General features: G+C 69.9%; 11 protein-coding genes and 1 pseudogene. 9 read left to right on the plus strand and 3 right to left on the minus strand.

Annotated features, from left to right (window positions below; translation table 11 throughout):
• Nucleotides 1-47: 47 nt before the first annotated feature.
• From AB0L71_RS07150 to gatB, 7 genes are all read left to right on the plus strand, one after another.
• Nucleotides 48-1,073, plus strand: a complete 1,026-nt coding sequence (locus tag AB0L71_RS07150) for a methionine synthase (RefSeq protein ID WP_365238980.1) — start codon at nt 48-50, stop codon at nt 1,071-1,073.
• Between the two features lie 30 nt (nt 1,074-1,103).
• Nucleotides 1,104-3,293, plus strand: a complete 2,190-nt coding sequence (gene ligA / locus AB0L71_RS07155) for an NAD-dependent DNA ligase LigA (protein WP_365238982.1) — start codon at nt 1,104-1,106, stop codon at nt 3,291-3,293.
• Nucleotides 3,294-3,621: 328 nt separating this feature from the next.
• Nucleotides 3,622-5,748, plus strand: a complete 2,127-nt coding sequence (locus tag AB0L71_RS07160; protein ID WP_365238985.1) for a bifunctional diguanylate cyclase/phosphodiesterase — start codon at nt 3,622-3,624, stop codon at nt 5,746-5,748.
• A gap of 273 nt (nt 5,749-6,021) precedes the next feature.
• Complete coding sequence (gatC, locus tag AB0L71_RS07165) at nt 6,022-6,318, plus strand: Asp-tRNA(Asn)/Glu-tRNA(Gln) amidotransferase subunit GatC (protein WP_010984178.1); 297 nt, start codon at nt 6,022-6,024, stop codon at nt 6,316-6,318.
• Between the two features lie 5 nt (nt 6,319-6,323).
• Nucleotides 6,324-7,823 (plus strand): Asp-tRNA(Asn)/Glu-tRNA(Gln) amidotransferase subunit GatA, encoded by a 1,500-nt coding sequence (gatA, locus tag AB0L71_RS07170; RefSeq protein WP_365238988.1) that lies wholly within the window; start codon nt 6,324-6,326, stop codon nt 7,821-7,823.
• Nucleotides 7,820-8,059: a hypothetical protein gene (locus tag AB0L71_RS07175; RefSeq protein ID WP_365238989.1), complete on the plus strand. Its 240-nt coding sequence runs from the start codon at nt 7,820-7,822 to the stop codon at nt 8,057-8,059. Before gatA ends, AB0L71_RS07175 begins: the two co-directional genes overlap by 4 nt.
• 15 nt (nt 8,060-8,074) lie before the next feature.
• Nucleotides 8,075-9,583, plus strand: a complete 1,509-nt coding sequence (gatB, locus tag AB0L71_RS07180; RefSeq protein ID WP_365238991.1) for an Asp-tRNA(Asn)/Glu-tRNA(Gln) amidotransferase subunit GatB — start codon at nt 8,075-8,077, stop codon at nt 9,581-9,583.
• Between the two features lie 109 nt (nt 9,584-9,692).
• Here gatB and AB0L71_RS07185 read toward each other — a convergent pair whose 3' ends face one another.
• A complete protein-coding gene (locus tag AB0L71_RS07185; protein WP_365238993.1) occupies nt 9,693-11,573 on the minus strand; it encodes a protein kinase in 1,881 nt (626 codons plus the stop codon).
• 197 nt (nt 11,574-11,770) lie between these two features.
• Between AB0L71_RS07185 and AB0L71_RS07190 the strand changes: the two are divergent.
• Nucleotides 11,771-11,977: pseudogene (locus AB0L71_RS07190) on the plus strand (RimJ/RimL family protein N-acetyltransferase); the annotation flags it as partial.
• A 125-nt stretch (nt 11,978-12,102) separates the two neighbouring features.
• Here AB0L71_RS07190 and AB0L71_RS07195 read toward each other — a convergent pair.
• Nucleotides 12,103-13,254 carry an SMI1/KNR4 family protein gene (locus tag AB0L71_RS07195; RefSeq protein WP_365238995.1) on the minus strand — a complete coding sequence of 384 codons (1,152 nt, stop codon included), beginning with the start codon at nt 13,252-13,254 and terminating at the stop codon, nt 12,103-12,105.
• A gap of 42 nt (nt 13,255-13,296) precedes the next feature.
• Nucleotides 13,297-14,457 carry a DUF2776 family protein gene (locus AB0L71_RS07200; protein WP_365238997.1) on the minus strand — a complete coding sequence of 387 codons (1,161 nt, stop codon included), beginning with the start codon at nt 14,455-14,457 and terminating at the stop codon, nt 13,297-13,299.
• Between the two features lie 309 nt (nt 14,458-14,766).
• On the opposite strand from AB0L71_RS07200, the gene AB0L71_RS07205 reads away from it, so the two are divergent.
• Nucleotides 14,767-15,396 carry a hypothetical protein gene (locus AB0L71_RS07205; RefSeq protein ID WP_365239000.1) on the plus strand — a complete coding sequence of 210 codons (630 nt, stop codon included), beginning with the start codon at nt 14,767-14,769 and terminating at the stop codon, nt 15,394-15,396.
• Nucleotides 15,397-15,441: the final 45 nt, after the last annotated feature.

Raw genomic sequence — 15,441 nt, forward strand, 5'->3', positions numbered from 1 at the left:
GGCCGCCGCCGACCGGGCGGGCCGGACCGCCCTTATAGGCTTCCCGGGTGAGCGAGAAGAGCGAGTTCAGCCGGTGCCCGGCCACCGGAATCGGATCCATGCCCGGGGGCGACGCACGGGAGGCGGCCAAGACCGTCACCGGCTCCTTCGCGGGAGGCGAGGGCCTGCCGTACCTGGCCGAACTCCCGGCCCGCGGGCCCGGCGCCGACATGATCGGGCGGACCATCGGGCTGCTGGTCGACCTGTACGGCCATGTCGAGCCCAGCGGCTGGCGGATCAGCGACCGGCCCGGACGCGACACCCGGCGCGCCAGGTCCTGGCTCGGCGAGGACCTCGACGCGCTGGAGGAGTTCACCCAGGGGTACGAGGGTCCGCTCAAGGTCCAGGCCGTGGGCCCCTGGACGCTGGCCGCCGCACTGGAACGTCGGGGCGGCGAGGCGGCGCTCGGTGACCTCGGGGCCTGCCGCGACCTGGCGGAGTCCCTGGCGGAGGGGCTGCGCACCCATCTCGCCGAGGTGCGGCGCAGGGTGCCCGGAGCCGAGGTGGTCCTCCAGCTCGACGAACCCTCGCTGACCGGCGTACTGCAGGGGCGGATCAGGACGGCCAGCGGCTACCGCACCTACCGGGCCGTGGACCGTCAGATCGTCGAGGGCGCCCTGCGCGACGTGCTGGCGGCGGCCGGGGACGGGGCGACCGTCGTGCACTCCTGCGCCCCCGACGTACCGTTCGCGCTTCTTCGCCGCGCCGGGGTCGACGGCATCTCGGTCGATTTCTCGCTGCTCACCGAGCGTGAGGAGGACGCGATCGGGGAGGCGGTCGAGGGCGGCACCCAGCTCTTCCTCGGAGTGGTGCCGGGCACCGACCCCGCCTCGGGCCGATTGTCCGACCCGGGCGGTAGCGTCATGGGTGTCAGGACGCTTTGGCGCAGGCTGGGGCTGAACCCGGGGACTCTGACGGAGTCCGTGGTGATCACCCCGTCGTGCGGGCTCGCGGGTGCCTCGCCCGCGTACGCCCGTGCCGCGCTCGCCCACTGCGCCCGGGCCGCGAGATCGCTCGCAGACAACCCTGAGTAACGGGGCAACGGGTAACGGGAGGACGACACCATGGCCGGCGACCAGCAGACGGCAGTGCCCGCACAGGCTCAGGAGCAGCACGCACTCCTCGCCGAGCAGATCGAGGAGCACCGCTTCCGGTACTACGTGAACGACCAGCCGGTCGTCAGCGACGCCGAGTTCGACCAGCTGATGCGCACGCTGGAGGCGCTGGAGGAGACGTATCCCCAGCTGCGCACGCCGGATTCGCCGACGCAGAAGGTCGCCGGCCCGTACCAGACGGCCTTCACCTCGGTCGAGCACCGCGAGCGGATGCTCTCGCTGGACAACGCCTTCGACGACCTGGAGCTGGCCGCCTGGGGCGAGCGGATCGCCCGGGAGATCGGCACCACCGACCACCACTTCCTGTGTGAGCTGAAGGTCGACGGACTGGCCGTCAACCTCACCTACGAGCACGGGCGGCTGACCCGGGCGGCGACCCGCGGCGACGGCCGCACCGGCGAGGACATCACCCCCAACATCCGTACGATCGCCGAGATCCCGCACCGGCTGAAGGGCGACCGGGTTCCGGCGCTGGTCGAGATCCGCGGCGAGGTCTTCTTCCCGATGGAGGCCTTCGAGGAGCTCAACGCCCGCCTCGTCGAGGCCGACGACAAACCCTTCGCCAACCCGCGCAACGCGGCAGCCGGTTCACTGCGCCAGAAGGACCCGAAGGTCACCGCCACCCGCCCGCTGCACATGGTGGTGCACGGCATCGGCGCCCGGGAGGGCTTCGACATCGACTGCCTCTCGCACGCCTACGAGCTGCTGCACGAGTGGGGTCTGCCCACCGCCAGGCACAACAGGGTGGTGGACTCCCTCGGTGCCGTGCGGGAGTTCATCGCGTACTTCGGTGAGAACCGCCACTCCGTGGAGCACGAGATCGACGGCGTGGTCGTCAAGATCGACGAGATCCCGCTCCAGGGGCGCCTCGGCTCCACCTCGCGCGCCCCGCGCTGGGCGATCGCCTGGAAGTACCCGCCGGAGGAGGTCAACACCAAGCTGGTCAACATCCGGGTCGGTGTCGGGCGCACCGGCCGGGTCACCCCGTACGCCCAGGTCGAGCCGGTCGTGGTGGCGGGCTCCGAGGTCGAGTTCGCCACCCTCCACAACCAGAACGTGGTGAAGGCGAAGGGCGTCCTCATCGGGGACACCGTGGTGCTCCGCAAGGCGGGCGACGTGATCCCGGAGATCCTCGGCCCGGTCGTCGATCTGCGCGACGGCACCGAGCAGGCGTTCGTGATGCCGTCGCACTGCCCGGAATGCGGGACGGAGCTGCGGCCCATGAAGGAGGCCGACGTCGATGTCCGCTGCCCCAACGCGCGCTCCTGCCCCGCCCAGTTGCGGGAGCGCCTCGCCTATCTCGCGGGCCGCAAGTGCCTCGACATCGATCACTTCGGCTATGTCGCGGCCGCGGCCCTGACCAGGCCGCTGGAGCCGGCCGAGCCGCCGCTGCGCGACGAGGGCGACCTCTTCGGGCTGACCGTCGATCAGCTGTTGCCGATCCGGGCCCATGTCCTGGACCAGGACAGCGGACTGCCCAAGCGCGACCCGAAGACCGGCGAGGAGAAGACCGCCTGGGTCTTCGCCAACCAGCAGGGCGAGCCGAAGAAGAACGCCCTGGCCATGCTCGACGCCATCGCCGCGGCGAAGGAGGCCCCGCTGGCCCGCATCCTCACCGGGCTCTCCATCCGTCATGTCGGCCCGGTCGCGGCCGAGGCGCTGGCCCGTCAGTTCCGTTCCATCGACCGGATCGACGCGGCGAGCGAACAGGAGCTCGCCGACACCGAAGGGGTCGGTCCCATCATCGCCGCCTCGGTGAAGCAGTGGTTCGCCGAGGACTGGCACCGGGAGATCCTGCGCAAGTGGCGTGAGGCCGGGGTCCGGATGGAGGACGAGGGGGCGGGGGAGGAAGCGGGCCCGCGCCCGCTCGAAGGCCTCACGGTCGTCGTCACCGGCACGCTGACCGGACACACCAGGGACGGTGCGAAAGAGGCACTCCAGAGCCGGGGAGCGAAGGTCACGGGCTCCGTCTCGAAGAAGACCTCCTTCGTGGTCGTCGGCGACAACCCCGGCTCCAAGTACGACAAGGCGATGCAGTTGAAGGTGCCCGTGCTGGACGAGGACGGCTTCGCCGTGCTGCTCGAAGAGGGGGCCGACGCCGCACGCGAAGCGGCCGTACCCGCCGAAGAACCGGCGTAACGGGACAGACCGCTGCGAAGGGGCGCGAAAATTGTGGGACTGGGGCTGTCGGAGGGGCAACAAATAGGTGTAGAAGGGGTGTACGAGGCGGGAGGGGCAAGAGATGCTGTTGGGTGGTGGGTTCGCCTGATCGGCGCATAGCAGATACTGATGAGCGATCAGGCCGCATGTGGGCAAGAGCTGCCGAGCGCTGCCCGTGGAAGCCCTGTGCGGCCTACTGTTGAGAGGTGCACCTGCCGTGCCCGGCCACGGGTGGAGATTCGCGTGGTGTCGGCACGGGGTCGAACCATCGGGTGACATCGGCACCGCCGGCTGTGAGAGGGACGGGATGGAACCGACCGAGAGCGCCGCACCGGTGTCGCGGCTGCAGGGTTTCTTCGGCCTCACGCCCACCATGGGCGCCGGTATCGTGGCCATCGCCGCCGTCCAGCTCGCGACCGGTTTCTACCGGACCGTGAGCGAGGGACACGCGCTCTTCCCCGACGGCACGGTCGGTTGGTCCCTCGCCCTCCTCACCGGGATGGTCGTCGGTCACCTGGTCGCGCTCGGACGCGACCGCTGGTGGGGCGGTACCGGTTCCGGGGCGGCACTCACCCTCGCCGTGCTGCTCCTCTACGGCTGGGTGCCCGCCGGTCTGGTCAGCCTGGTGGTCGTCGTGCTCGTCGGGGCGGCCCGCAGACACTGCTGGCGGCAGGGGCTGGTGCACGGCGCGGTGGACATCCTGGGGATCGGCGCGGCGGCCCTGGTGCTCGCCGCGTTCGGCGAGGGGCAGACCGTCGAGGAGCCCTGGCATCCGTCCTGCTGGAGCTTCGGTGCCGTCCCGGAGGTCCTCCTGGCCGCCTCCACCTACCTCCTGGTGACCCGGGTCCTGCTGTGGTACGCGCGGGCCCCCCAGGGCGGCGGGCTGCCGACCGTCGCCCGGACCGCCCTGCTGCGCCAGGGCCTCTTCGCGGTCGCCCTGCTCGCCATCGCACCGTTGATCTGCGTCGTCGCGACGGCCAAACCCATACTCCTGCCGCTGTTCGCGGTCCCGCTGTTCGCCCTTGACTCGACTCTCTGGATCGCCCGGGCGCGGGCCGAGGAGCAGCTGCGCGACCCGCTGACCGGACTGCCCAACCGGCAGTGGCTGCTGGAACGCGCCTGGGCGGCTCTGGAGGACGCCGAATCCATCGGTGCCCGATCCGCTCTCGTCCTGATCGACCTCGACCGTTTCCGTGCGGTCAACGACACCCTCGGACATCTGGCGGGCGACCGGCTGCTGCTGCAGATAGCGGACCGCCTCAAGCTCGCACTCCCGCGGGGAGCGGAGGCCGCACGGCTCGGCGGTGACGAGTTCGCCGTGCTCCTGCCGACCGCGGACTCCACCACCAGCGCCCAGCGGGTCGCCCGCCATCTGGTCGCCGAGCTGTCGTCCCCGCTGGACCTCGACGGCCTGACCCTGGTGCTGGAGGCGAGCGCCGGCGTCTCCGTCTACCCGGACCACGCGCTGGACGCCGAAGGGCTGCTCCGGCGCGCGGACGTGGCGATGTACCAGGCCAAGCGCGACCGCACGGGCGTCGAGGTGTACGAGTCGAAGCGGGACAGCAACACCCCGGACCGGCTCGGACTCCTGGGCGACCTGCGGCGCGCGCTGGACGCCGGCGAGGTGGAGCTCCACTACCAGCCGAAGGTCCGCTTCGACGGCAAGGTGGCCGGCCTGGAGGCGCTGGTGCGCTGGGTGCATCCGGAGCGGGGCCGGGTCCCGCCGGACGAGTTCATCGCCATCGCCGAGTCGTCCGGCCTGATGCCGCACCTCACCGAGTACGTCCTGGAGACGGCCCTGGCCCAGGTCGCCCGGTGGCGGGCGCAGGGACTGTGCGTCCCGGTCGCGGTGAACGTCTCCCCGCGCGACGTCCACACCCCCGGGTTCGCGGGAGGTGTCGCGGCCCGACTGGCCCGGCACGGCGTACCGGCCGGGGCGCTGCAGCTGGAGATAACGGAGCATGTGCTGCTGGAGGACCCGCAGCGCGCCGCCGACACCCTCGCCGGACTCACCGGGCACGGCGTGAAGATGTCCCTCGACGACTTCGGTACGGGGTACTCCTCGCTGGTCCATCTGCGCCGACTGCCGGTCAGCGAGCTCAAGATCGACCGGTCGTTCGTGGCGCGGCTGGCCGTCGACAACGAGGACGCGGAGATCGTCCGCTGCACCATCGACCTGGCCCACTCGCTGGGCCTGCTGGTGGTCGCGGAAGGGGTCGAGGACGACGAGACCTGGGAACGGCTGCGGGACCTGCGCTGCGACGCGGTGCAGGGCTGGCTGGTCGCCGCCGCGATGCCGCCGCTGGAGGCGACGGCCTGGCTGCGGGCGCGCGGGGAGCACGGATGGCAGCGGCCGGGCCCCGCCGGCACCACGCCCGCGCTGGAGCAGCGGCCGCCCCAGCGGCCGGTCGAGTCGCGGCCCGCTACGACCTGAACCGGCCCGCGACGACGTGAGCCGGCAGAGGGGACAGCCCCCTCTGTCGACTCCTCCGGGTGGCCGCATCACGACCCTCCGTCATCCCGGTTCGTGGGGCGGCCCCCGCCGCCGGGCGGGACCGGGGTCCGGTGCCCCCGCTGTCCGGACCGGACGGGCAGGGCTCGGACCGGCTGCTGACCAGGGCGTTCGACCAGGTGGCGGAAGCGCATGCGGGCGACCCCATAGGATTGGGCTAAAACCGCACGCACACCAACCCCTGAGGATCGCTGCATGCCTGGCATCACGCGCGAGGAGGTCGCCCACCTCGCCCGGCTGGCGCGTCTGGAGCTGAAGGCCGAAGAGCTCGACCACTTCGCCGGACAGCTGGACGACATCATCGGCGCGGTCGCCCGCGTCTCCGAGGTCGCCGACCAAGACGTACCGCCGACCTCCCACCCGCTGCCGCTGACCAACGTCATGCGCGCGGACGAGGTCCGTCCGTCGCTCACCCCCGAGCAGGCGCTCTCCGGCGCCCCGGCCCAGGAGCAGCAGCGTTTCAAGGTGCCGCAGATCCTGGGGGAGGACTGACAGCCATGACGGACAACAGCATCATCAAGCTCACCGCCTCCGAGATCGCCGCGAAGATCGCGGCCGGAGAGCTGACGGCCGTCGAGGTCACCGAGGCGCACCTGGCCCGGATCGCAGCGGTCGACGAGAAGGTCAACGCCTTCCTCCACGTCGACCGTGAGGGTGCGCTCGCGCAGGCCCGCGCCGTCGACGCGAAGAAGGCGGCCGGTGAGAAGCTGGGCCCGCTGGCCGGTGTCCCGCTCGCGCTGAAGGACCTCTTCACCACCGAGGGCGTCCCGACCACGGTCGGTTCCAAGATCCTCGAAGGCTGGATCCCGCCGTACGACGCGACCGTCACCAGGAAGCTGAAGGCCGCCGACGTCGTCATCCTCGGCAAGACCAACATGGACGAGTTCGCCATGGGGTCCTCCACCGAGAACAGCGCCTACGGCCCGACCGGCAACCCGTGGGACCTCACCCGGGTGCCGGGCGGCTCCGGCGGTGGCTCCTCGGCAGCGCTCGCGGCGTACGAGGCCCCGCTCGCCATCGGCACGGACACCGGCGGTTCCGTCCGCCAGCCCGCTGCCGTGACCGGCACCGTCGGCGTCAAGCCCACCTACGGCGGCGTCTCCCGCTACGGCATGGTGGCGTTCTCCAGCTCCCTGGACCAGGGCGGCCCCTGCGCCCGTACGGTCCTGGACGCGGCCCTGCTGCACGAGGTGATCGGCGGGCACGACCCGCTCGACTCCACGTCCATCGACGCCCCGGTCCCGCCGGTCGTCGAGGCCGCCCGCAACGGCAGCGTCGAGGGCATGCGCGTCGGCGTCGTCAAGCAGTTCTCCGGTGAGGGCTACCAGGCCGGTGTCGTCCAGCGTTTCAACGAGTCGGTCGAGCTGCTGAAGTCGCTCGGTGCCACGATCGTCGAGCTGGACTGCCCGTCCTTCGACCTCGCGCTGTCGGCGTACTACCTGATCGCACCGTCCGAGTGCTCCTCCAACCTGGCCCGCTTCGACGCCATGCGGTACGGCCTGCGGGTCGGCGACGACGGCACGAGGTCCGCCGAGGAGGTCACCGCGCTCACCCGCGAGGCCGGCTTCGGCGACGAGGTCAAGCGCCGCGTCATCCTCGGCACGTACGCGCTCAGCTCCGGCTACTACGACGCGTACTACGGCTCGGCGCAGAAGGTCCGCACCCTCATCACCCAGGACTTCGCGAAGGCCTTCGAGCAGGTCGACGTCATCGTCTCCCCGACGACGCCCACCACCGCCTTCCCGATCGGCGAGCGCGCCGACGACCCGATGGCGATGTACCTCGCGGACCTGTGCACCATCCCGACCAACCTCGCCGGAAACGCCGCCATGTCGCTGCCCTGCGGCCTGGCCCCGGAGGACGGCCTGCCGGTCGGACTGCAGATCATCGCCCCCGCCATGAAGGACGACCGGCTGTACAAGGTCGGAGCCGCCGTCGAGGCCGCCTTCGTGGAAAAGTGGGGACACCCGCTGCTGGAGGAGGCTCCCTCGTTGTGAGCGCACTGACCAAGGCCAAGGGCTTCAAGAAGTCCAAGACCGGTACGTACATGTCCATCGGCACCACCGCCTACGGGGCACTCGGCATCGTCAAGCAGGTCAGGAAGGCCCGCTTCGAACACGACACGCTCCGTCTGGTCGACGCCGTTGTCTCCGCCGCCGCCATCGCCACCGGTATCGCCCTGCTGCTGCGCGAGCTGAAGCGCCTCGGCGACGACGACGTCCTGCTGGGCTGAGAGGGAAGTTTCACCGTGACTGTCACCGACCTGGTGTCGTACGAGGACGCGCTCGCGTCCTACGACCCCGTCATGGGCCTGGAGGTCCATGTCGAGCTCGGCACCAAGACCAAGATGTTCTGCGGCTGCTCGACCGAACTCAAGCAGGACGCCAACTCCCAGACCTGCCCGGTCTGTCTCGGTCTGCCCGGCGCACTGCCGGTCGTCAACGAGATCGGCGTCGAGTCCGCCATCAAGATCGGTCTCGCGCTGAACTGCGAGATCGCCGAGTGGTGCCGCTTCGCCCGGAAGAACTACTTCTATCCGGACATGCCGAAGAACTTCCAGACCTCGCAGTACGACGAGCCGATCGCCTACAACGGCTATCTGGACGTCCAGCTGGAGGACGGCGAGGTCTTCCGGGTGCAGATCGAGCGCGCCCACATGGAGGAGGACACCGGCAAGTCGACCCACGTCGGCGGTGCCACCGGCCGCATCCAGGGCGCGTCCCACTCCCTGCTCGACTACAACCGCGCCGGCATCCCGCTCATCGAGATCGTCACCAAGCCGATCGAGGGCGCCGGCGCACGCGCCCCCGAGGTCGCCAAGGCGTACGTCGCCGAGCTCCGCGAGCTCATCAAGGCGCTCGGCGTTTCGGACGCCCGGATGGAAATGGGCCAGATGCGCTGCGACGTCAACCTGTCGCTGCGCCCCAACGGCACCGAGACCTTCGGTACGCGCTCCGAGACGAAGAACGTGAACTCGCTGCGTTCCGTCGAGCGCGCCGCCCGCTTCGAGATCCAGCGCCACGCCGCGGTGCTGAGCACGGGCGGCACGATCGTGCAGGAGACCCGGCACTTCCACGAGGAGGACGGCTCGACCACGGCCGGCCGCATCAAGGACAACGCCGAGGACTACCGCTACTTCCCCGAGCCCGACCTGGTGCCGGTCGCCCCGGCCCGCGCATGGGTCGAGGAGCTCCGCAAGGGCCTCCCCGAGATGCCACGGGTGCGTCGCAACCGGCTGAAGGAGGAGTGGGGCGTCTCCGAGCACGACATGCAGTCCATCCTCAACGCCGGCGCGGTCGACCTGATCGTCGCCACGACCGACGCGGGCGCCCCCTCGGACCAGGCCCGCAAGTGGTGGATGGGCGAGCTGGCCCGCAACGCCAACGAGACCGGCCGCGACCTCGACGAGCTGCCCATCACCCCGGCGCAGGTCGCCAGGGTGGCCGAGCTCGTCACCTCGGGCGACCTCAACGACAAGCTGGCCCGCCAGGTCATCGAGGCGGTCCTCGCGGGCGAGGGCGACCCGGACACCGTCGTCGAGAAGCGCGGCCTGAAGGTCGTCTCCGACGAGGGCGCTCTGGGCGCGGCCGTGGACGAGGCCATCGCGGGCAACGCGGCCATCGCGGACAAGATCCGCGGCGGCAAGATCGCGGCGGCCGGTGCGCTCGTCGGCGCGGTCATGAAGGCCACCCGCGGCCAGGCGGACGCGGCCCGGGTCCGTGAGCTGATCCTGGAGAAGCTCGGCGTCGAGGGCTGATCCCGCCCCCTGCTGGGGGTTCCCGTACGTCCCTGAAGGGGCGGTGCACCTGTGATCCGGGTGCGCCGCCCCTTCAGTCATGCGGAGAGTCCGAGTCCGCTGACGTCCGTCACCGCTTCAGGAGGGGAGTGCCGAGTGTGAGCACCGCACCGTCGCAGTTGGAATCGACATGGATGCGCAGTCGCAGACCGCCCTGCACGGGCAGTGTCAGCTTCTGCGGCTTGCCCAGGGTGAGTTCTCCGGTCCAGGCGGTCTTGTCGTCCACCTTGATGGTGAGCCGCCCCGACTCGTAGTTCGAGTTGTCGTCGATCCCGGCGGTCAGATCGAAGTCGGTCCAGGCCCGGTTGAGATTGAACTCCATATAGGGCTCGGTGTTGCAGCTCGGCGATGCCACGAACGCGTCGTTGTGCACCTGGGTGTTCAGGGTGGTGGATCCCACTTCGAACGCGTCGGGTTCGGCCACGGGAGTCATCGTGGTCAGGGAGACCTCCGAGGCCTCCTCGACGGTGCCGGGCGTGGTCTGGTCCCCCGACGGGGAGGAGGCGCCACTGCCGTCTCCCGGCTCCTCGGAGGACGCCCCGGCGTCGGTGTCCGACGGGGTGGAGGCGGCGGAGGAGCCGGTTCCGTGGGCTCCGTCGGTGTTCGTGTCGTCGTTGTTCAGCATGGCCTGTGCGCCCAGGGCGCCCAGCGCGGCGGCGAGCAGCACGGCCACCACCGGGAGCACCACCCTCAGCGTCTTCCGCTTCTTCTTCTGCGGAGCAGGGGGCTGCGACGGCCCCTGCGGGGTCAGCGGTGGCTGCGCCGCGTATGCGTGCCCGGCGACCGACTGCTCGGGCGCGTGGCCCGACGCCGTGTACGAAGCGGTCACCGGCCCGGGGTTCACCGTCGTGGGCAACGGCACACCAGGGTCACCGGAGGCCGTGATCGGCGGCGGGAACCCGGGCTGAGCGCCCGCGTCCGCCGCCGCGGGCGACCCACCGGGCGGAGTGCCGGGCGGCAGGAGCGGCGGCGGGGGCGCGGCCATCGGCACGGCACCCGGCACCGCGTCCCGCACCGGGGCTCCCGGCGCGGCGTCGCGGGCCGACGGACCGCTGACCGTCGTCGACACGACTGCCGAGCGGATGTCCTTCACCCAGGCCGAGAGACTCTCCGGCCGCCGGTCGGGTTCGGCCGCGCAGACCCGAAGGATGCGCTCGATCCGGTCCGGGGTGGCGGCCGTGACCTGCGGAAGCGCGAGCAGAGCCGCCCGAAGCTGCTCGGGGGTGGCGGGCGGGGACTGGCCGCTGAGCAGGAAGTAAGCGATCGCACCGAACGCGTACCGGTCGGTGTTCGGCGTCCGCTTTCCCTCGAAGACCTCCGGCGCGGCGTATCCCGGAGTGAACCAGACCTCGGCCGTCTGGTGGTCCGCGGTCAGTTTGCTCAGCCCGAAGTCGACCAGAGTGGCCTGGCCGTGCTCGTCGACCATCACATTGCCGGGAGACAGGTCGCCGTGCACGACGGTACGGCCGGAAGGCGTGGCCCGGCCCGAGTGGAGCCAGTCCAGGACGTCCGCGATCTGTTCGAGCGCCCGCAGCGCCTCACGGCGTTCCGCAGGGGTGGAGAGGGTCCGCTCGGCCCGCCAGTCACGCAGATCGAGACCCTCCACATGGTTCATGACCAGGACGAGTGCGCGACCCGGCGCGGTCGAGGCATCGCCGCGGCCGTGGATGGGAGACCCTTCGAAGTGCTCGCGTACACCCACCACACCGGGACGGTTCACGAACCTCAGCAGCTCCGCCTGCTCCTGCCATTTCGCGCTGAGCCGCTGGAACTGCTCGATGGTGATCGTGGTCTTCGAGTCCAGGACCTTCACCACGACGGTCTCGGGCGCCCCGTCGAGCTCGATCTCCGCACGGTAGAGGACGGCCTCCCCGCCGCGGCCGATCGAATTGAGCAGGCGGTATCTGTCCGGTGCGGAGTCCGGTCCGATGTGGTGCGAAGCGCTGTTCAACTGTTCCCCCAGAAACGATAATTGACGGTCATTAAGGTTGCCGGGTGAGAGCCGCACCGGTCAACGTCCGCAGGACCGGGGGCGATTCGGGGGCGGCGCGGGCGGGCTGCTGCCCGGATCTGTCACAGCACGGTGATCCTGTTGGTCAGGAGAACGGTTGCCCCCGTTCTCCGTACGGCGATACGAGAAGGAGCATGATGTTCGCGGTGCCCCTGGGGGGCGACGGAGCGGAGCTGCGCCCGCTGGAGATCCGGCACGTGGAGGAGTTCCTCGCGCCCATGGACCGGGCCCGTGACCTCGTCGATCCGTGGGTCCCGTTCGCCTCCTTCGCCACCGACCTGGAATCGGCGTGCGCCCTGCTGCGGCGGTACGCGGAGAAGCAGGCGGCCGACGAGGGACTGCTCCCAGCTCTCCTCGGGCCAGTGGTACGTCACACGACCCTCGGCAGGACGGTACTGGTGTGACTGAGCGCTCCCTATGGCGAGACTCGCCATAGGGAGCGCTCACGCGGAAACCGACGCCCCAGGGATCAGTCCTGATCTCGGGTGTACTGAGCGGCGTACCAGCTGGAGTCGATGGCGGGGTTGCGCAGGGTCCCCCAGAATCGATCGTCAGGTATCGGTGGCAGTGGCGGATTGCCCAGGTCCGCATGCAGATCCGCACGCCAGTCGACAGTGAGACGACTCCGGATCCCCGCGCTCTCGTACACGGACCTGTAAGGCGAGCCCCAGATCCCGCTGGCCATCTTCTCCGCGGCCCACCTGCGAGTGATGTCTCGGTGGGTGTTCGCCTGCACAAGCACCTTGCGTAGTCGCAGGGCCAGCGGGTCGGTCTGGTCCGGCCGTGGTGGGGCTTCCCCCCGATCCAACGCGTCCAGGGCTGACTTGACCTCCGGGTACTTGTTCAGGCCCGTTTCGACCGCCAGTCTGCGCAGCTGCTTCCGAGCGGCCTCAGCCACTTGTTCACGCGGCAAGACCGCGAGCAGTGCACCGAGTTCCTCAAATCCGTCCAGATAGCTCACGTGCAGGAGGTCGGTGGGACTGCAGGAAAGGTCCAGTTCCGGTAGCTGCTCATCCGGTGCGGGAAGAGACTCGTCGGCACTGCCCCACTCCGGGCGGGCCGGCATAGCGCACTCCCAGAACAGCCGACCGTTGAACGTAACGGCACCAGCGCCCTGGCCGACCTCGAGCTGGTCGGCCAGCTCTGCCAGATAGCCACCCAGTGAGTCGGCCTGCCCGAAACTGGTGCCGGTCTCGTCGAAGAAGCGTCCGATCGCACCGAAGGAGTCCCGCCCAGTGCGGCAATCGATCATGAGACCGTCCGATGTCGCCCCATAGGAACCGAACTTCACGTAGCCGTGGTGCCAGTAGCTCTTGGCCTCCTCCTCGTCAAGGTCTTCGGCGATGGCGCGCATGAACCCGGTATCCCGGAGGATCCCACTCACTCCGAGTAGTCGGTCGTGCGTGCTGAACAGGAAAGCCTCTGGTCCGTCCAGGGCCCCGTTGTGCCGGAGCAGCGAAGCGACCAGGTCCGGAGGAAACGTGACACCCAGTTCCTCTTGTGCTGCCGCAATCTCCTTGTCTCCCGCGGGCGGTCGGAGCGTGGCGAACGTGTGAGGCGCGTGCTCGCGCAGCCACGCGTCGATGCGGTTCCATGAATCCTGGACCAGGTCTGCTGTCATAGGGCCGACCCTAGAGTCGGACACTGACAGCTTGATCGTCGCTCATGTGGACTTCTGTCCACCGCCGGCGGAGCCGGTGCTGCCGGTTCCGGGCGCCTGCGTCCCGGCCCCGGTCGTCGATGTGGTCCCACCGTTCCCGTCGTCTCCGTCGCCACTGGTGCCGGCCTCCAGGATGGAGACGATGGAGAACAGCGAGAAGCAGATGCAGCCGAGACCGATCAGGACACGGGCCGCGACTAGCACCGCGGAATCGGCCGACTCGAAGAGGAAGGACGCGAGGAACAGACAGAGCAGGGCGGTACCGACCGGAATCAGCGGAACCCGGTTCGCCAGCGGCGCCTCCCGCCGCCAGACAAGTGCCAGCAGCAGCACCTTGCTGAGGATGCTCCAGCAGATGAGCCCCAGCCCGATCAGCACGAATGCGGCGGACAGTTGGGTGGGCCGGGTGTGCACGGAGATCACGATCAGACCCCACACGATGCCGATGGCCCCCAGGACGGCAGCCGAACCGGGCCAGAGGGTGCGGTCCTGCGGGGTGTAGGTGTTCTGGATCTGCCGCAGAATGCTGACCACCAGCCCGATCAGGCAGGTGCAGACGAGCGCCAGACCGATCATCACGTGTCCGGAGGTGAAACGCCCCGCCGCGATTCCACCGCCCCCGCCTGCCAGCAGGGTGAAGGCCCATGCCCAGGTGGCCAGGGCCGCGAGGACCGGAAGCGTCACCAGGATGCGTACGGCGAGGGGGCCGAACGGTGCCGGCGAGCGCGGTGGCGACCCCTCGGGCAGCGCCGAGTTCTCGGTGATCAGAACGAATTGGGTGGAGGCCGTGGCCACGCACGAGACGCACACGCAGACCATGGCGACGCCGAAGATCACATGCCCCGCGATGAAATCGGGCGGCGGTCGTGGGGATTCGGTGAGCAGCGAGAGCCCGTAACCCATGGTGACGCCGCTGACGGCGAAGCCGAAGACCGGGTAGAGGAAACGGTCCAGGGTGGTGTAACGGCCGATGAGCTGCCTGATGATCGTCGCCGCGGTGGCGAACAGACAGAGGCAGATGGCCGCCAGGAAGATGAGTACCAGACCTGCGACGCGCGCGCTCGGCCCGGATGCGTGTGCCAGTACGTATCCGCCCAGTGCGGCCGATATGGCACCCATGAGCACGGGTATGGCCCGGAACAGGACGCTGATCTTGTAGTTCATCAGACCCCCTGAGGGGGATGGCGTTTCACACCATCTTCATGCCGGCCCCGTCGAGCTGCCACCGGAGTTCGCCGGCGGGCGCACGATGCAGCCACGGCACTTCGCCGTGTTGCCGGAACGTCTGAATGCTGCCAATATGCGGGCTTTTCTTCCCATCTTGTGACGCGTCACATCCCACGCATCCAGCACCGGAGGCCGATCCACCAGCGAGGAACGGGACAGCCCTCAGCGCTGTCGTCACACCCGAGCCCGTCACGGTGACTGCCGTACTTAAGAGGGTTCTCATCCAGGCGGTCTAGCGTGCCGTGCATGAACACCGGAACGCCCAAGAAACCCACCACCCCCACCGCTCCCGCCGCAGTCGAGGCCGAGGAGAACCCCGCCAAGGACGTGGCGGACGGCCCCGGCACGGGAGAGGCCGATACCGAAAGGGAGCAGGTGGCGGCCGGCGGCGACGTCGAGGAGTCCGACCCCACGGACCTGGACGCCGAGGACTCCGACCTCACGGACTCGGACGCCGAGGACTCCGGTAGGAGGCCGTCCGGTCTGGCTTCCGCAGCCGCTGCCGTGGCCGCCGCAGGCCTCGGTGTCGTTGCGCTCACCGGGTCCTGGACCGGCAAGGTCGCCGCCGAGCGCGAGACCCTGATCGGACAGATCAAGACCTCCAGCAGCAGCTCCGCGGCCCAGCAGATCTCCGAGATCTACGGCGACGCCTGGCACGCCACGGCGCTGGTCAACGGCCTCTTCGCACTGCTCGCGCTCCTCGTCGGCATCTTCGCCCTGGTCCGCCCGGCCTTCGGCCCGCCGTCTCCGGACCCGCAGCCCGGCTGGGTGCGTGCCGTGGCGAGTGCCGGCATTGCGCTCGGCGTCCTCGGCGTGCTGCTCTCCGTGGGCATGTACTTCGACCTCATCGTGGCTCTGCCGACCACCAGCGGGTGAGTCCGGCTCGGGACACCGTCTGACGCGCCGGGCCGTTTCCCGCCC

This window comes from Streptomyces sp. NPDC052052 (assembly GCF_040680455.1).
Taxonomy (GTDB): Bacteria; Actinomycetota; Actinomycetes; order Streptomycetales; family Streptomycetaceae; genus Streptomyces.